Origin of the sequence: Qipengyuania sp. JC766 (genome assembly GCF_040717445.1) — a bacterium.
Taxonomy (GTDB): Bacteria; Pseudomonadota; Alphaproteobacteria; order Sphingomonadales; family Sphingomonadaceae; genus JC766.
This window is the reverse complement of sequence record NZ_JBFEFL010000001.1, coordinates 199,083-215,041: the sequence shown is the minus strand read 5'-3', so window position 1 is coordinate 215,041 and position 15,959 is coordinate 199,083. Positions and strand designations below refer to the sequence as shown.

General features: G+C 65.4%; 16 protein-coding genes. 10 read left to right on the top strand and 6 right to left on the bottom strand.

The window, feature by feature from the left end:
- Positions 1 to 7 precede the first annotated feature (7 nt).
- Both ada and AB1K63_RS01025 read right to left on the bottom strand, forming a co-directional pair.
- A complete protein-coding gene (gene ada, locus AB1K63_RS01030) occupies positions 8 to 1,048 on the bottom strand; it encodes a bifunctional DNA-binding transcriptional regulator/O6-methylguanine-DNA methyltransferase Ada (protein WP_366958038.1) in 1,041 nt (346 codons plus the stop codon).
- A gap of 90 nt (positions 1,049 to 1,138) precedes the next feature.
- Positions 1,139 to 1,810, bottom strand: coding sequence for a hypothetical protein (locus tag AB1K63_RS01025; RefSeq protein WP_366958037.1), 672 nt, complete (start codon positions 1,808 to 1,810; stop codon positions 1,139 to 1,141).
- 133 nt (positions 1,811 to 1,943) lie between these two features.
- Here AB1K63_RS01025 and AB1K63_RS01020 point away from each other — a divergent pair, with 133 nt between their 5' ends.
- The 8 genes from AB1K63_RS01020 (at position 1,944) to AB1K63_RS00985 (ending at position 11,374) form a co-directional block, all read left to right on the top strand.
- Positions 1,944 to 3,494, top strand: coding sequence for a serine protease (locus tag AB1K63_RS01020; RefSeq protein WP_366958036.1), 1,551 nt, complete (start codon positions 1,944 to 1,946; stop codon positions 3,492 to 3,494).
- Between the two features lie 206 nt (positions 3,495 to 3,700).
- Positions 3,701 to 4,255, top strand: a complete 555-nt coding sequence (locus tag AB1K63_RS01015) for a F0F1 ATP synthase subunit delta (RefSeq protein WP_366958035.1) — start codon at positions 3,701 to 3,703, stop codon at positions 4,253 to 4,255.
- Between the two features lie 6 nt (positions 4,256 to 4,261).
- Positions 4,262 to 5,791, top strand: coding sequence for a F0F1 ATP synthase subunit alpha (gene atpA, locus AB1K63_RS01010; RefSeq protein WP_366958034.1), 1,530 nt, complete (start codon positions 4,262 to 4,264; stop codon positions 5,789 to 5,791).
- A gap of 12 nt (positions 5,792 to 5,803) precedes the next feature.
- A complete protein-coding gene (locus AB1K63_RS01005) occupies positions 5,804 to 6,679 on the top strand; it encodes a F0F1 ATP synthase subunit gamma (protein ID WP_366958033.1) in 876 nt (291 codons plus the stop codon).
- A gap of 21 nt (positions 6,680 to 6,700) precedes the next feature.
- Positions 6,701 to 8,158 carry a F0F1 ATP synthase subunit beta gene (gene atpD / locus AB1K63_RS01000; RefSeq protein ID WP_366958032.1) on the top strand — a complete coding sequence of 486 codons (1,458 nt, stop codon included), beginning with the start codon at positions 6,701 to 6,703 and terminating at the stop codon, positions 8,156 to 8,158.
- 42 nt (positions 8,159 to 8,200) lie between these two features.
- A complete protein-coding gene (locus AB1K63_RS00995) occupies positions 8,201 to 8,458 on the top strand; it encodes an ATP synthase F1 subunit epsilon (RefSeq protein ID WP_366958031.1) in 258 nt (85 codons plus the stop codon).
- A gap of 112 nt (positions 8,459 to 8,570) precedes the next feature.
- Positions 8,571 to 9,107 (top strand): class I SAM-dependent methyltransferase, encoded by a 537-nt coding sequence (locus tag AB1K63_RS00990; RefSeq protein ID WP_366958030.1) that lies wholly within the window; start codon positions 8,571 to 8,573, stop codon positions 9,105 to 9,107.
- Between the two features lie 107 nt (positions 9,108 to 9,214).
- Positions 9,215 to 11,374 carry a prolyl oligopeptidase family serine peptidase gene (locus AB1K63_RS00985; protein ID WP_366958029.1) on the top strand — a complete coding sequence of 720 codons (2,160 nt, stop codon included), beginning with the start codon at positions 9,215 to 9,217 and terminating at the stop codon, positions 11,372 to 11,374.
- A gap of 124 nt (positions 11,375 to 11,498) precedes the next feature.
- On the opposite strand, the gene AB1K63_RS00980 is transcribed toward AB1K63_RS00985, so the two are convergent.
- From AB1K63_RS00980 to glmU, 4 genes are all read right to left on the bottom strand, one after another.
- Positions 11,499 to 11,759, bottom strand: a complete 261-nt coding sequence (locus AB1K63_RS00980; protein WP_366958028.1) for a hypothetical protein — start codon at positions 11,757 to 11,759, stop codon at positions 11,499 to 11,501.
- A gap of 104 nt (positions 11,760 to 11,863) precedes the next feature.
- Positions 11,864 to 12,133, bottom strand: coding sequence for an HNH endonuclease (locus tag AB1K63_RS00975; RefSeq protein WP_366960619.1), 270 nt, complete (start codon positions 12,131 to 12,133; stop codon positions 11,864 to 11,866).
- On the bottom strand, positions 12,133 to 12,747 hold the full coding sequence (locus tag AB1K63_RS00970) for a hypothetical protein (protein ID WP_366958027.1): 615 nt from the start codon (positions 12,745 to 12,747) through the stop codon (positions 12,133 to 12,135). Before AB1K63_RS00970 ends, AB1K63_RS00975 begins: the two co-directional genes overlap by 1 nt.
- Positions 12,744 to 14,108 (bottom strand): bifunctional UDP-N-acetylglucosamine diphosphorylase/glucosamine-1-phosphate N-acetyltransferase GlmU, encoded by a 1,365-nt coding sequence (gene glmU, locus AB1K63_RS00965; protein ID WP_366958026.1) that lies wholly within the window; start codon positions 14,106 to 14,108, stop codon positions 12,744 to 12,746. The genes AB1K63_RS00970 and glmU overlap by 4 nt, the downstream gene beginning before the upstream one ends.
- 75 nt (positions 14,109 to 14,183) lie before the next feature.
- Between glmU and AB1K63_RS00960 the strand changes: the two genes are divergently transcribed.
- The gene (locus AB1K63_RS00960; protein WP_366958025.1) at positions 14,184 to 14,867 is read left to right on the top strand and encodes an HAD family hydrolase; all 684 of its coding nucleotides are present in this window, start codon (positions 14,184 to 14,186) and stop codon (positions 14,865 to 14,867) included.
- 127 nt (positions 14,868 to 14,994) lie between these two features.
- Positions 14,995 to 15,924 carry an SDR family NAD(P)-dependent oxidoreductase gene (locus tag AB1K63_RS00955; protein WP_366958024.1) on the top strand — a complete coding sequence of 310 codons (930 nt, stop codon included), beginning with the start codon at positions 14,995 to 14,997 and terminating at the stop codon, positions 15,922 to 15,924.
- The last annotated feature ends 35 nt before the right edge of the window (positions 15,925 to 15,959 follow it).

Sequence of the window (15,959 nt, the reverse complement as noted above, 5' to 3'; positions counted from 1 at the left end):
CCGCTGATCAGCCGCCGCGTTCGCGGTTCAGCAGTTCGCGCTTGATGTCGGTTCCGTAGGCGTATCCGCCGATGGAGCCGTCGCTGCGGATGACGCGGTGGCACGGGATCAGGACCGCCACGTTGTTGGCCCCATTGGCACTGCCCGCCGCGCGGACCGCCGCCGGATTGCCCGCCGCCGCCGCGATCTGCGAATAGGTGCGCGTCTCGCCCGCCGGGATTTCGCGGAGGGCGGTCCAGACCGCTTCCTGGAAGGCGGTGCCCTTCACGTCGAGCGGTATGTCCTGCCCGCCTCCCGGTCGTTCGACCGCATCGACGACGCGTTGGACGAGGGCGGCGAAATCCGATCCGCCTTCCTCGAGTTCGGCCTTGGGGAAGCGCTGCCGCAGATCGTCCGCATCCTCGCCGAAGGAGAGGCGACACACGCCCTTGTCCGTCGCCGCGACGAGCAGCGACCCCAGCGAGGTTTCCGCTTTCGCCCACCGGATCGTCACGCCCTCCCCTCCGCGAAGCCAGACCGATGCGCTCATGGCGTCCCCTCCTTTTCTATCGTCGTAGAACCGCGAAGGTGCGGAAAAGCCCGCATCATAGATCGCTTCGGTCACGGTTCCGGTATGCGCGAGAGCCGCGTTCGCACGCTCCCGGCGGATCGCACGGAAGAAGGCCGCAGGCGAAAGGCCCGTCTGCCGGAGGAACAGGCGCTGGAAATGCGCCGGCGAGTATCCGGCCGCCTCCGCCAGCACCGCGAGTGCCACCGGCGCTTCGCTCGAGCGCAGCGTGCGGACGGCTTGCTGCACGGCCGCTTCCTCTCTCGACTGGCCGTCGGGCGCGCATCGCTTGCAGGCGCGCAGGCCAGCATCGCGTGCATCCTCGGGCGAGCGGTAGAAGCGCACGTTCTCGCGCAACGGTGCCCGCGCGGGGCAACTGGGGCGGCAATAGATGCCGGTAGAATGCACGCCGGTGACGAAGGAGCCGTCGTACCGCCGGTCCTTCGCGAGCGCGATTTGCCAGCGGTCCTCGTCGGTCAGTTCGATCGTCATGGCGTCCATGTGCCTACCCCGTGCAGTGCGAGGCGCAAGGCATGCCGTGATCCGGATCCGCCCGCATCCCGAAACATGCGGTCAATGTCGACGCTCGGGTTACGGCGTGAGCGATGCGGCCACTGCCCGGCTGCGCGCCTTCAGGTCGTCGAGCGAAACCGGATCGTCCGAATGGTCGTAACTGCTGACGGAGAAGGCCTGGCCGTTCGCCGCCGTCAGGCAGGTTGCCGCAGGGCCGCTGACCGTCACGTCTTCCGCCACGACCTGCACGTTGCCGCCGATATAGATGCAGTCCTCGTCCCGGCCGCGATAGCCGATGTCGTTGCCCGATATGCGCACGTCGCCCGCGTTCCGGCTCGCCTGCTCGATCCCCTTGTCGAGCTGCGCCTGGACTTCGGGAGAGGACAGTTCCTGCTCCATGCCGTCGAGGAACTGGTCCTTGGTCAGGCCGGTCGGCACGTCGCGCGGGATCTTGACCAACACGTATTCGACGGTCTGTTCCTCGCCGCAGCGTTCGAAATAGCCGACGAGGTCGTTCGCCACGTCGATCTGGGCCTGCAGCGCGGCGGTCTGGTCGTTGTCGATGTCGCGCACGCAGAAGCCTTCGGGCGCGGGGATCTGCACCTCGCCATTGCCGAGATTGAAGCTGATCGTCGTCGCCTGACCGGTCGCCGCGCCCTCTTCCGGCTCGCCGCCGACGGCGTCCCGGATCTGGTCGCACCCGCCCAGCATGACCAGCGCCGCGCCCAGGGCAAAAACCGTCTTCCGCATCGGAATCCTCCAAATTTCCATCGCCCAAGGCGTTACAGGCGGAAAGCGGCGAAGTCTCGGATCAATTTTAGATGGGGTTCGATTCGGCGCAGTTTCGATGTAGGCTCGGGCCCGAAATACGGACGGTACGGGAATGAAGCGCTTGATCACGATGAAACGATGGATCGCCGCATTGATGCTGGCCCTGGCCACCATCGCGACGGCGGGCCCCGCCATGGCAGATCCGTCCGATATCGACGCGGCGGCGCGCGGCGTGGTGCGGGTCGTGATCGTGGGTTCGGACGGGGAGGAGCTGTTCCTCGTCGGCCACGGCAGCGGGTTCGCCGTTTCCCCGACCATGGTCGTCACCAACAACCACGTGATCGAGGAAGCGACCCGCGATCCGCGCCTGCGCGTCGGAATCGTGCCGTCCGACGGTGCCGAGGGGAGCTTCGCGCGCATCGTCTCCACCCGGTCGGAAAGCGACCTCGCCCTGCTCGAGATCACCGAAGGCCTCCGGCTGCCGCCACTGACGCTCGCGGGCGCGGTCCCGGCCGACAGCAGCGAGGCCTATGCAGTGGGCTACCCGATGAATGTCGACCGGGCGCAGGGCCTCAGCATGGGCGACCTCCTGCGTTCCCAGCCGCCGGTGAAGAGCCGCGGGTTCCTGTCGGGCACCCGGCCCAGCCGCGAATTCGACACGATCCTGCACACCGCCGCCATCGGGCGCGGCAATTCGGGCGGTCCGCTGCTCGATTCCTGCGGCCGCGTCCTCGGCGTCAACAGCTTCGGCGCGGAGACGGGCGGCGTCGATGCCGAATTCTTCTTCGCCGTCTCGATGCAGGAACTGCGCCCGTTCCTGCGCGCGAACGGCGTATCCGCCACCGTCAACGAACAGCCCTGCCGCAGCCTGGCCGAAGTCGAGGCGGCCGAGCGCCAGCGGCTGAATGCCGAGCAGGAAGATGCCCGCTCGCGGCTCGAACGGTCGGAAAGCGCGCGGCGCGACAAGCTCGAGCAGGCAAGGCTGACCGCCACGATGGAAGTGCAGAACGAGAGCGAGAACCATCTCGCACTCGCATTCGTGCTCGCGCTGGTCGGCTTCGGCGCGGCGCTCGCGGCATGGACGCTGCGCGCTGCCGAAGCCCGCTGGAAACCGGTCGTCGCCGCGCTGGCCGCCGCCATCGCGATCTTCGCGGCGCTGGCGGCCTGGCTCACCCGGCCCGGCGTCGAGGACGTGGAGCGGCGCGTCAACGCCGCGATGGCCGAGGAAACGGAAACGCCGCAGGAAGCCGCGTCCGAAGGCACGGGCGACCTCACCTGCACGCTCGAACCGGACCGCAGCCGCATCACCACGGCCCCGGCGCGCGAGGTCGATTTCGAATGGACCGCCACCGGCTGCGTCAACGGGCGCACGCAATACGGGAAGTTGAACGGCGACTGGTCGCGCGTCCTCGTGCCGAACGAGGAATCCACCGTTTCGGTCAATCGGTACGATCCGGAAACGCGGACCTACACGGTCGACCGGTACCTGCTGGGGCGCGCCGCCATGGAGGAAGCGCGAGAGGAACGCGGCCGGTACAACGCCCCGTCCTGCAATTCGGACGGCGGGGCGAACCGGCTGGGCGATCTTCAGGGCGCGGTGCTCAGCGAACTGCCGGCCAGCCCCAACGAAAGGCTCGTCTACCGGTGCGAACCGCGCGAATAGCGGAACGCGGCCGGCTTACGTTCGCGGAAACACACCGTCCGGTTTTCGCAACCGCCAGCCAACTTGCATCGCGGCAAGCCCCCTGCTAGTCGCGCGCCAACCTTGCCGGATGGCCCTGGCGGCGATCGGATTCGCCGCCCTCACCGGGGCGAGACGGCAAGCGGATCGTATCGTAATTTTTCCCGATCCTGGAAGGACGAGAACGCGTGGAGATTTCCGCCGGTATCAAGGCTAGCCTTGCGGGGCGCTATGCGTCCGCGCTGTTCGACCTCGCGTCGGAAAACGGCACCGTCACTGCAGTCGAAACCGATCTCGAGACGCTGCGCGCCGCGCTCGCCGAATCGGAAGACCTGCGCGCCGCCACCGCCAATCCGGAACTGAGCCGTTCGGCCCAGGGCGCCGCGATGCAGGCGGTCGGCAAGCATCTCGGCCTGTCGGAACTGACGCTCAATTTCCTGGGCGTGCTCGCGTCCAACCGTCGCCTCGGCGCGCTTCCGGCGATCATCCGCGCCTTCCGCGCGATCGCCTCGTCCCAGCGGGGCGAGATCGCCGCTGAAGTCAGCAGCGCCCACGCCCTGACCGACGAGCAGATCGCGACGCTGAAGCAGAAACTGACCGCCCGCGAAGGCCGGACCGTGCAACTGACGCACAGTGTCGATCCGGACCTCCTCGGCGGGCTCGTCGTCACCATCGGATCGAAGCGCATCGACGGCTCGATCCGCACCCGTATCAACTCGCTTACGCAGGCCATGAAAGGCTAATTCGACATGGAAATCCGCGCCGCAGAAATCAGCAAGGTCATCAAGGACCAGATCGCCAGCTTCGGCACCCAGGCCGAAGTCAGCGAAGTCGGCTCCGTCCTGTCCGTCGGTGACGGCATCGCCCGCATCCACGGCCTGGACAAGGTGCAGGCCGGCGAAATGGTCGAATTCGCCAATGGCGTTCAGGGCATGGCCCTGAACCTCGAAGCGGACAATGTCGGCGTCGTGATCTTCGGCTCGGATGCCGAGATCAAGGAAGGCGACAGCGTCAAGCGGACCGAAACCATCGTGGACGTGCCCGTCGGCAAAGGCCTGCTCGGCCGCGTGGTCGACGCGCTCGGCAACCCGATCGACGGCAAGGGCCCGATCGAAAGCACACAGCGCAGCCGCGTCGAAGTGAAGGCGCCGGGCATCATCCCGCGCGAATCCGTGTCCGAGCCGGTGCAGTCGGGCCTCAAGGCGATCGACGCGCTCGTGCCCGTCGGCCGCGGCCAGCGCGAACTGATCATCGGCGACCGCCAGACCGGCAAGTCCGCCGTCGCGATCGACACCTTCATCAACCAGAAGGAAGTCAACAAGGGCGACGACGAGGGCAAGAAGCTCTACTGCATCTACGTCGCCGTCGGCCAGAAGCGTTCGACCGTGGCGCAGATCGTCAAGCAGCTCGAGGAAAACGGCGCGATGGAATACACCATCGTCGTCGCCGCGACCGCGTCTGAGCCGGCCCCGCTGCAGTATCTCGCGCCCTACACCGGCTGCGCGATGGGCGAATTCTTCCGCGACAACGGCATGCACGCCGTGATCGTCTACGACGACCTTTCCAAGCAGGCCGTCGCCTACCGCCAGATGTCGCTCCTGCTGCGCCGCCCGCCGGGCCGCGAAGCCTATCCGGGCGACGTCTTCTACCTCCACAGCCGCCTGCTCGAGCGCGCGGCGAAGATGAACAAGTCCGAAGGCGGCGGTTCGCTGACCGCGCTGCCGATCATCGAGACGCAGGCGGGCGACGTGTCGGCCTACATCCCGACCAACGTGATCTCGATCACCGACGGCCAGATCTTCCTCGAAACGGACCTGTTCTACCAGGGCATCCGTCCGGCCATCAACGTCGGCCTGTCGGTTTCCCGCGTCGGCGGTGCCGCCCAGACCAAGGCGATGAAGAAGGTGTCGGGCTCCATCAAGCTGGAGCTGGCGCAGTACCGCGAAATGGCGGCATTCGCGCAGTTCGGTTCGGACCTCGACGCCTCGACGCAGAAGCTGCTCAACCGCGGTGCGCGCCTGACCGAACTGCTCAAGCAGCCGCAGTTCAGCCCGATGCCGTTCGAAGAGCAGACCGTGTCGATCTTCGCCGGCACCAATGGCTACCTGGACGATGTGGCCGTCGATCGCGTGACCGAATACGAAGACGCGATGCTCAGCTTCATGCGCACCGAGCATGCCGACATCCTGACCGACATCCGCGAGAGCAAGAAGTTCGAGGATGACGTGAAGGACCGCACGGTCAAGGCACTCGACGCCTTCGCCAAGCAGTTCGCATAAGGGTACCGCCGCGTGGCCTCTCTCAAGGAACTCAAGGGCCGGATCAACTCGGTCAAGTCGACCCAGAAGATCACCAAGGCGAAGCAGATGGTCGCTGCGGCCAAGCTGCGCCGTGCGCAAGCGGCGGCCGAAGCCGCGCGCCCCTACGCGGAACGGCTGACGCGCGTCATGGCGAGCCTTGCGGGCAAGGTCAGCAGCGACGGGGCACCCAAGCTGCTGTCCGGCACCGGATCGCGCCAGCGTAACCTGCTGGTGGTGGTCAACACCGACAAGGGGCTGTGCGGCGGGTTGAACGCCAACATCGTCAAGGCCGCCAAGGCCAGGGCGAAGGCGCTTCTGGCGGAAGGCAAGGACGTACAGTTCTACCTCGTCGGCAAGAAGGGCCGCGCGCCGATCAAGCGCGACTACGCGAACCGGATCGAAAAGTGGTTCGACACCAGCGAGGTCCGCCAGCCCGGCTTCGACGAGGCAGAGGCGATCGCGGACGACCTGATCGAACGGTTCGAAAAGGGCGAGTTCGACGTCGCCCATCTCGTCTACCCGGTCTTCCAGTCGGCGCTGGTGCAGAACCCCACGGTCGACCAGCTGATCCCCGTCCCCTCGCCCGAGGAACAGGCCGGGACCGGCGGCGACGCGGTGGTGGAATACGAACCGGGCGAAGAGGAGATCCTCGAGGAACTGCTGCCGCGCTACGTCAAGACGCAGCTGTTCGGCGCCCTGCTGGAGCGCGAGGCATCGGAGCAAGGCGCCTCGATGACCGCCATGGACAACGCCACGCGCAATGCGGGCGACCTGATCAAGAAGCTGAACATCCAGTACAACCGCAGCCGCCAGGCCGCGATCACCACCGAACTCATCGAAATCATTGCTGGCGCGGAAGCGCTTTAATCGAAGGCTAAGGAAACCGACATGGCCACCGCACCCGTACTCAACCAGAGCCCTAACGGCACCATCGCGCAGGTCATCGGCGCGGTCGTCGACGTGCAGTTCGAAGGCGAACTGCCGCCGATCCTCACCGCGCTGGAAACGCGCAACGGCGAGACCACGCTGGTCCTAGAAGTCGCGCAGCACCTCGGCGAAAACACCGTCCGCACCATCGCGATGGACGGCACCGATGGTCTCGTGCGCGGGCAGGAAGTGGTCAACACCGGCGCGCAGATCAGCGTTCCCGTGGGTCCGAAGACGCTGGGCCGGATCATGAACGTGGTCGGCGAAGCGATCGACGAGCGCGGCCCCATCGGTGCAGAGCAGACCGCCCCGATCCATGCCGAGGCGCCGGAATTCATCGACCAGTCGACCGAAGCGGCCATCCTCGTCACCGGCATCAAGGTCATCGACCTCCTCGCCCCCTACGCCAAGGGAGGCAAGATCGGCCTGTTCGGCGGCGCTGGCGTCGGCAAGACCGTGCTGATCCAGGAACTGATCAACAACATCGCCAAGGGCCATGGCGGCGTGTCCGTCTTCGCCGGCGTGGGCGAGCGTACCCGCGAGGGTAACGACCTCTACCACGAATTCCTCGACGCGGGCGTCATCGCCAAGGACGAGGAAGGCAATGCCATCTCCGAAGGCTCCAAGGTGGCGCTGGTGTTCGGCCAGATGAACGAGCCCCCGGGTGCGCGTGCCCGCGTCGCCCTGTCGGGCCTGACCATGGCGGAATATTTCCGCGACGTGGAAGGCCAGGACGTGCTGTTCTTCGTCGACAACATCTTCCGCTTCACGCAGGCCGGTTCGGAAGTGTCCGCACTGCTCGGCCGTATCCCGTCGGCGGTGGGCTACCAGCCGACCTTGTCGACCGACATGGGCAACCTGCAGGAACGCATCACCTCGACCACCAAGGGCTCGATCACCTCGGTCCAGGCGATCTACGTGCCCGCGGACGACCTTACCGACCCGGCGCCTGCCACGTCCTTCGCGCACCTCGACGCGACGACCACGCTGAGCCGCGCGATCTCCGAGCTGGGCATCTACCCGGCGGTGGACCCGCTCGATTCGACCAGCCGCGTCCTCGAACCCCGCGTCGTCGGCACCGAACACTACGAAACGGCCCGTAAGGTCCAGGAAACACTGCAGAAATACAAGAGCCTGCAGGACATCATCGCCATCCTCGGCATGGACGAGCTTAGCGAAGAGGACAAGCTGACCGTCGCCCGCGCGCGCAAGATCCAGCGCTTCCTCTCGCAGCCGTTCCACGTGGCCGAAGTGTTCACCAACATCCCGGGCGAGTTCGTCCAGCTCGAAGACACCGTTGCCTCGTTCAAGGCAGTGGTCGAAGGCGAATACGACCACCTGCCCGAATCCGCGTTCTACATGGTCGGCGGCATCGACCAGGCGGTGGCAAAGGCCAAGAAGCTCGCCGAAGACGCGTAACCTCTCTCCCCTCCCGTACGCGGGAGGGGCCAAGGACTGACCATGGCATTGCATTTCGAACTCGTCACACCCGCCAAGCTCGTCCGGTCGGAGGACGTACACATGGTCGTCGTGCCCGGCACCGACGGGGAATTCGGCGTGCTGGAGGGCCATGCGCCCTTCATGTCCACCATCCGCGACGGCGTCGTGCAGGTCTACAAGACCGAAGGCGCCACGCCCGAGGCGATCGAGGTCCGTGGCGGCTTCGCCGAAGTGGGCGAGAACGGCCTGACCGTCCTGGCGGAGCACGTCGAAGGCTGACGCTGCAACAGCGCCGGTCCAGCGTCCCGTACGTAACCCTATGCCTGATCCCGCCATGGCGCCGGTCCGCCGATATGGGCACGCCCTCGCCTGCCTCTTCGTCCTGCTTTGCATGCCCCTGCTCTCGGCATGCGACGACTTCCGGCGCGACATCCACTACGTGCCGACGCCGGAGCCGGTCGTCTCCGCAATGCTGGAAATGGCCGAGATCGGTCCCGACGATGTCCTGTACGATCTGGGATCGGGCGATGGCCGGATCCCCATCGCGGCAGCGAAACAATATGGCATCCGCGCCGTCGGTATAGAAATCGATCCGGACCTCGTCGAACGTGCCCGCCGCAACGCCGAAGAGGCAGGCGTTTCGCATCTGGTCGAATTCCGCGAGGCGGATCTCTTCACGGCGGACATCTCCGACGCGACCGTAGTTGCCCTCTTCCTCGGCGACATGCTCAACATCCGGCTGCGCCCTCGCCTGCTCGATCTCGAACCCGGTTCGCGCGTGGTCAGCCAGCGGTTCTCGATGGGCAGCTGGGAACCCGACGAAACCCGCACTGTCGCGAACCGTCCGGTATACAAGTGGACCGTCCCGGAACTCTTCCTGGGCGGCCATGCGATCGAGACCGGTCGGGCAACCGAACCCGTCCGATAGGGCGTCTTCGCCCGAAGGAATTGGCCGTTCGTAGAGCGGCCCTTCCCCTCACCGGATAATCGGCTAGGCTGCGGCCCATGAAGATTACGGAGAGGGACGCCGATTTCATGAAACTCGTATCCACCAGCGCGCTCGCGATCGCACTGTCGCTCGGCGCCATGCCGCACGCCGCGTTCGCGCAGACCGAAACCACCGGAGAAACCGTGGCCGAAGCGGAAAACGATCCTTACATCTGGCTCGAGGAAGCGCGCAGCGAACGTGCGCTCGCCTGGGTCGAGAACGAGAACGACCGCACCACCGCGGCGCTGACGCAGGACCCTCGCTACGAGGAACTGAAGGCGGAAGCACTTGCGATCCTCGATAGCGAGGACCGGATCCCGTTCGTGTCCATCCGGCCCGATGGTCTGTACAATTTCTGGCAGGACAAGCAGAACCCGAAGGGCCTGCTGCGCCGCACGACGCTGGAAAGCTACCAGACCGACGATCCGCAGTGGGAAACCGTGCTCGACATAGACGCGCTGGCCGCGGCGGAAGGGCGCGAATGGGTCTACAGCGGGTCGACCTGCCTGCCGCCCGACATGATGCGGTGCATGATCTCGCTCAGCGATGGCGGCGAAGACGCGACCATCATGCGCGAATTCGACATGGCCACCGGCACCTTCGTCGATGGCGGCTTCGTCATCGATGAGAAGAGCCAGGGCGGCGCGGAGTGGGTGGACGAGAACACCCTGCTCGTCGGGCGCGATTTCGGCGAAAACACGCTGACCGGCAGCCAGTATCCCTTCACCACACGCGAATGGAAGCGCGGCACGCCGCTGTCGGAAGCGCGCGAAATCTTCCGCGGCGAGCCGACCGACGTCTGGGCGGGTGCGGGCCTGCTGCGCGACAACGAAGGCACCATTCACGGCCGCACCGCATTCCGCGGCGTGTCCTTCCACGAATCGGAGTACTTCTTCTGGAAGGACAATGACTGGCTGAAGCTGGACATGCCGAAGAAGTCCGGGCTGTTCGGCATCATCGACGGCCAGATCCTGATGTCCACCGATGTCGACTGGGAAACGGACGGACAGACCTTCCCGGCCGACTCCCTGATCTCGGCAGACCTCGAAGAATGGAAGGCCGACCCGAACGGCGCGAAGAAGACGCTGGTCTGGGCGCCGGGCGACCGGCAGACGAAACGCGGCGGTTCGAGCACCAAGAATAGCCTCTACATCAACCTTCTCGACAACGTTCAGGGCAAGATCCTGAAGTTCGACTACGTCGATGGCGAATGGGTGAGCGAAGAGGTCGATCTGCCCGATAATGCGACGGTCGGCGTGGCGGCGACGTCCAACGAAACCGACCAGATCATGTTCACGGTCAGCGACTTCCTGACGCCGACGACGCTCTACTACACAGATGGCAGCACCGCTCCGCAGGTCCTCAAGACCAGCCCCGAGCAGTTCGAGATCGAAGGCATGGAAGTCGAGCAGTACGTCGCCACCAGCACCGACGACGCGCAAATCCCCTACTTCGTGGTGAAGCCCAAGGGCATGGAACTGAATGCAGGCACACCGGCGATCCTGACGGGCTACGGCGGCTTCCAGATCCCCCGCCTTCCGGGCTATCTCGGCACGACCGGCAAGCTCTGGCTGGAGAACGGCGGCGCCTACATCCTCGCCAACCTGCGTGGCGGCGGCGAGTTCGGCCCCGAATGGCACCAGACCGCCATTCGCGAGAACAAGCAGCGTACCTGGGACGACTTCATCAATGTCGCGCGCGACGCGCAGGAACGCGGCCTGACCAGTCCGCAGAACCTGGGCATCATGGGCGGCTCGCAGGGCGGCCTGCTGGTCGGCACCGCGTTCACGCAGGCTCCCGAACTGTTCAACGCGGCCATCGTCCAGATCCCGCTGTTCGACATGCTCCGCTATCACGTGATCGGCAGGGGCGAATCCTGGATCGGCGAATATGGCGACCCGCGAATTCCGGAACAACGCGCCTGGATCGAACCCTATTCGCCCTACCAGAAGCTGTTGGAGAACAAGGACTATCCCGCGCCGTTCTTCTGGGCCTCGACCGCCGATGACCGCACCCACCCTGCTCATGCCCGCAAGGGCGCCGCACGGGTAAAGGAGCTCGGCCAGGACTACTACTACTTCGAGGATACGACCGGCGGACATTCCGGCGGTGTCGACAACGAACAGCGTGCCAAGCTGCAGGCCCTGCAGTATGTCTATTTCATGCAGCGCCTGATGGACAATGCCGACATGGCGAACGCCGACTGATCGGAGAGCACGCCCGGCGGATAACGCTGCTTACGATAGGCAAAGAAAAGGGCGGGCCAGCGCAAGCTGGACCCGCCCCTTTTTTGTGGCCGAGGAAGGAAATCCTTCCGCGACCGGCAACCGATTATTCGGCCGGCGAATCGCCGTCGCCGTCTTCCGGCATCGTTTCGCGCTGTTCGCCCATGGCGTCGGCCTGGTCGTCGAGGGCATCGGCAGCTTCTTCATTGCCCATGGCTTCCTGAACGTCGGCCTTTTCTTCGGTGATGTCTTCAGCCGCTTCGACCTTCTGCTCGGCCACGTCGGCTTCGGCTTCGGCCGGGGTCTGTTCGCAAGCGACGAGGGCCAAAGCGGCCAGCGGAGCGGCGATAAAAGCAATCTTCTTCATGGTACTCTCCTTGGTGTGAACCGGGTGTTCGCTCGCCCACGGGTTGCGAACCTTGGGGTCCCAGATTCAGGCCAAAATGTGGCAAAGAAGATGGGCAATGTCCATCACTTTCGCGTCGGGGCGTGAAAATCGGGAGGTTTATCCCCGATCCAGCGCACGAATCTCGCTATCGCAGGGTGCTCCAGCAACTTCTCGCGGTCGGTCCCGATGCGTGCCAGTTCGGCATTCGTGAAATTTGCGTGGATCGTCCGGTGGCAGATCGGGTGCACCGGGACGGTCTCCCGCCCCCGCTTCGACTTGGGAACGGGGTGATGCCATTGCAGCCGGCTGGCGATCGGCCGATCGCACAGCCAGCAGGTCAGGGCTTCTCGGATCACCGGCGGTCGGCGCGCTCCGTTTCGTACGTGAATATCTCGTCGGCCCGCTCGACCCGTCCTTTGATCGCCTCGATGTCGATGCCCGGCTGGTTCGCATCGGTGCAGGTCCGCAAGTTCCGGACATTTTCGCCCTGCAGCACGATGACCCCATCGCTCATCGCTGGCTCATTGGGCTCGCCCGCTTCGAAATTGGTACGCACCATACGACTGAAGACAATATACCGGGTATCCCCGCGCGGGAACGAGATTTGCGTTTCGCCGCCGCCCGAATAGGCGACATTAGCCCAGCGCTCGGCCGGAATGGATATCTCGACTGAATCGCCGCCATACCGGTATTCCGCGCCGCCCGATCCGCCGCAGACGGCAATGCGCTTTCCGTTCGCAACCTCACAAGAGAAGATCGTCGTTTCCTGCGCTCCGCATCCGACCTGGGCCGCTGTTGCGGCAGGCTGAGTCGCGCGCGCAGCGGCGGGAGTGGCTGCGGCAACCGGCTGGACGGCCTCGCCCGCATCCGTGGTGGCGCCGGCTTGTTGCTGCGGCTCCTGCTCGGCGGAACCGCAGGAGGCCGAAGCCAGGGCCAAAATGTAAGCGAACGCGTATCTGGATTTCATGACTTGTCCTTCCGGGCAGCGTCCTTTTTCTTCTTCATCGTGTCGTGAAACCGGTCGGCCCAGCCCGGTTTGACCATCTGTTCCGCCCGGACCATCCGCATCTCGCCATCCGCGACATCGCGGCTGACGGCGCTTCCCGCAGCGACGATCGCATCCGCCCCGATCTTCACCGGCGCGATCAGCGCGCTGTTCGATCCGATAAAGGCGCGCGGTCCGATTTCCGTGCGATACTTGAAGTACCCATCGTAATTGCAGGTGATCGTCCCCGCCCCGATATTGGCCTCAGCGCCGACATCGGCATCACCGAGATAGGTCAGGTGGCTGGCCTTCGCGCCTTCGTGCAGCACGGCATTCTTCACCTCGACGAAATTGCCGACGAACGCGTCCTTCTCAAGCTTCGCACCCGGCCGCAGGCGGGCGAACGGGCCGACTTGCGCACCCTCCCCGATAGCGGCTCCTTCGATATGGCTGAAACTCTTGATGCGCGCGCCCTCGGCCACGGTGACCCCGGGTCCGAAGACCACGTTCGGCTCGATCACGACATCGCGCGCGAGTTGCGTATCGTAGCTGAAGAAGACGGTCTCCGGCGCTTTTAGCGTCGCGCCTTCCGCCATCCAGTGTTCGCGCTGCTCAGCCTGCCATTGCGCTTCGGCGGCGGCGAGTTCGGCGCGGCTGTTGATGCCTGCCACCTCAGCCGGGTCTTCCGTCCTGACCGCGGCGCAGGTGCGCCCGTCGGCAATCGCGATGTTGACGATGTCCGGCAGGTAGTATTCCCCTTGCGCGTTCTCGTTGCCGACGCGGTCGAGAAGATCGAACAGCTCTTCCGCCCGCGCCGCCAGAAGCCCGGAATTGCACAGCGGACAGGCCCGCTCCGCCTCGCTCGCATCCTTGAACTCGACCATCTTGACGATCCGGTCGTCTTCATCGGTCAGGACACGCCCGTAGCGCAGCGGATCCTCCGGCGCGAAGCCCAGGACCACGGCCGCCGGCGCGTCGTTTGCCTGCAGCCGGTCGAGCATGGCCTGCATCGTCGATGGCTTCACGAACGGCACGTCGCCATACATGACCAGCACGTCGCCGGAAAAACCGTTCAAAGCCTCGCGCGCCTGCTGCACCGCGTGGCCCGTGCCGAGCTGCGGTTCTTGCAGACAGGTGCGCGTATCCTCGCCCAGCGCCGCTTCCAGCTGTTCCCGACCCGCACCGACGACGACGACCTTGTGCGCGGGGCCGAGCGTTTCGACGCTGGCCATGAGGTGATGGAGCATGGGACGGCCGGCGATCGGGTGCAGGACCTTGTGCAGGCTGGATTTCATGCGGGTACCCTTGCCCGCGGCCAGGATGATTGCGGCGAATTCGTTCATGGCAGTTCCTTAGCGTTTTCCGGCCCTTCGCAGCAATCGGTTGCAGTTTCCAGTCACTCCCGCCACGCGGTGGCGATGGCTGAGTTTCCTTTCGACATCGTCGGCTTCGACCTGGACGGCACGCTGCTGGATACGCACCGGGACCTGGGCGAGGCTGTCAATGAAGCGCTCGAACTGGGAGGCTTCGAACGTATTCCCGTGGAGCGCGTCGAATCGCTGATCGGCGGCGGGGCGAAGCTGATGCTGAAAAAGGCGATCGACGAGGCGGGCGGCCTGCCCGAGGACGAGTTCCGGCCGCTCTACAAGGCGCTGCTCGCGCACTATGCGCAGAACAATGCGGTCCACACGCGGCCCTATTCCGGCGCTGTCGAGACGATCGACGATCTCGCCGCGCGCGGCGTGCGCATGGCGGTGGTCACCAACAAGTTCGAAAGCTTCGCGACCGACATCCTTGGGAAACTTGGCCTCGCCGACCGGTTCGAATGCGTGATCGGCGGGGACAGCCTCGGCCGCGACGCGGACGGGCAGTTCCGGGCCAAGCCCTCGCCCGATCCGCTGCTGGAAGCGCGGCGGCGCTGCAGGGGCGGTTCCTTCGTCTTTGTGGGAGACAGCAGTTACGATGCCCTGGCCGCGCGCAACGCCGGCGTTCCGATGGTCGTAGCAGCCTACGGATATTGCGACCGGCCGCCGCAGGAACTGGGCGGCGATGCCGTCATCGATTCGTTCGCGGACCTGATTCCCGCGCTCCAGACCCTGTAGCGCCCCTGCGACCTTACGGAATTGCCGCGCGGCGAGAGCCGTGTTGCAACCACTCCGGGAACATGCCAGTCGAGGCGCGCATTTACGTGGGCGTAAAGCCCGTTCCCTTCATCAGCGGAGAAATTCCATGAGCATCGATTTCAAGGACAAGGTCGCCATCGTCACCGGTGCAGGCGGGGGCCTCGGGCGCGAATACGCGCTCGAGCTGGCCCGGCGCGGCGCGAAGGTCGTGGTCAACGACCTGGGCGGATCGCGCGACGGCACCGGCACGTCCGACGCGGCGGCCAAGGTGGTCGAGGAAATCGAGAAGGCCGGCGGCGAGGCTATGGCCAACGGCGCGTCCGTCACCGAATACGACCAGATGGAAAAGATGGTCGCCGACGCGAAGGAGAAGTGGGGCGGCGTCCACATCCTGATCAACAATGCCGGCGTCCTGCGCGACAAGACCTTCGCCAAGATGAGCCCCGAGGACTTCGAGTTCGTCGTCAAGGTCCACCTGACCGGATCGGCCATGGCGACCAAGGCCTGCTGGCAACTGTTCCGCGACCAGGCCTATGGCCGCGTGCTGATGACCGCGTCCTCCACCGGCCTGTTCGGCAATTTCGGTCAGGCCAACTACGGCGCGGCGAAGCTCGGCCTCGCCGGCCTGACCAAGACGCTCCAGCTCGAAGGCGCGAAGTACAACATCAAGGTCAATACGCTGAGCCCGGTCGCGGGCACGCGCATGACCGAGGACCTGTTCCCGGAAGAAGCCTTCAAGCTGTTCGACCCGGTGAACGTGGTGCCCGCCGCGCTCTTCCTGGTGAGCGAGGACGCTCCGACCAATGCGATCGTCGGCGCCGGTGCCGGCGGCTTCCACAGTTCCTGGACGGTGATGAACGATGCCGTCTGGTTGCCCGAGGACGAGCGCACCGTGGAAGGCTTCGCCGCCAACTGGGACAAGATCAGCGACTTCTCCAACCTCAAGGCCCCGCAATCGGGCCAAGAGCAGAGCGGCAACATCCTGACTGCGATGCAGAAGGTGACCGGCGGCGGACCGAGCAGCGCGCGCAGCTGATCCGCCTCACTGTATTGACAGGGTAACACACCGGG

What these genes read in the sequence shown, in the direction of transcription:
- AB1K63_RS00970 (WP_366958027.1), bottom strand. Translation starts at nt 12,747, where the DNA reads ATGAAATCCAGATACGCGTTCGCTTACATTTTGGCCCTGGCTTCGGCC.
- glmU (WP_366958026.1), bottom strand. Translation starts at nt 14,108, where the DNA reads ATGAACGAATTCGCCGCAATCATCCTGGCCGCGGGCAAGGGTACCCGC.
- AB1K63_RS00980 (WP_366958028.1), bottom strand. Translation starts at nt 11,759, where the DNA reads ATGAAGAAGATTGCTTTTATCGCCGCTCCGCTGGCCGCTTTGGCCCTC.
- atpA (WP_366958034.1), top strand. Translation starts at nt 4,262, where the DNA reads ATGGAAATCCGCGCCGCAGAAATCAGCAAGGTCATCAAGGACCAGATC.
- AB1K63_RS00995 (WP_366958031.1), top strand. Translation starts at nt 8,201, where the DNA reads ATGGCATTGCATTTCGAACTCGTCACACCCGCCAAGCTCGTCCGGTCG.
- ada (WP_366958038.1), bottom strand. Translation starts at nt 1,048, where the DNA reads ATGGACGCCATGACGATCGAACTGACCGACGAGGACCGCTGGCAAATC.
- AB1K63_RS01025 (WP_366958037.1), bottom strand. Translation starts at nt 1,810, where the DNA reads ATGCGGAAGACGGTTTTTGCCCTGGGCGCGGCGCTGGTCATGCTGGGC.
- AB1K63_RS00985 (WP_366958029.1), top strand. Translation starts at nt 9,215, where the DNA reads ATGAAACTCGTATCCACCAGCGCGCTCGCGATCGCACTGTCGCTCGGC.
- AB1K63_RS00955 (WP_366958024.1), top strand. Translation starts at nt 14,995, where the DNA reads ATGAGCATCGATTTCAAGGACAAGGTCGCCATCGTCACCGGTGCAGGC.
- AB1K63_RS00990 (WP_366958030.1), top strand. Translation starts at nt 8,571, where the DNA reads ATGCCCCTGCTCTCGGCATGCGACGACTTCCGGCGCGACATCCACTAC.
- AB1K63_RS01020 (WP_366958036.1), top strand. Translation starts at nt 1,944, where the DNA reads ATGAAGCGCTTGATCACGATGAAACGATGGATCGCCGCATTGATGCTG.
- AB1K63_RS00960 (WP_366958025.1), top strand. Translation starts at nt 14,184, where the DNA reads ATGGCTGAGTTTCCTTTCGACATCGTCGGCTTCGACCTGGACGGCACG.
- atpD (WP_366958032.1), top strand. Translation starts at nt 6,701, where the DNA reads ATGGCCACCGCACCCGTACTCAACCAGAGCCCTAACGGCACCATCGCG.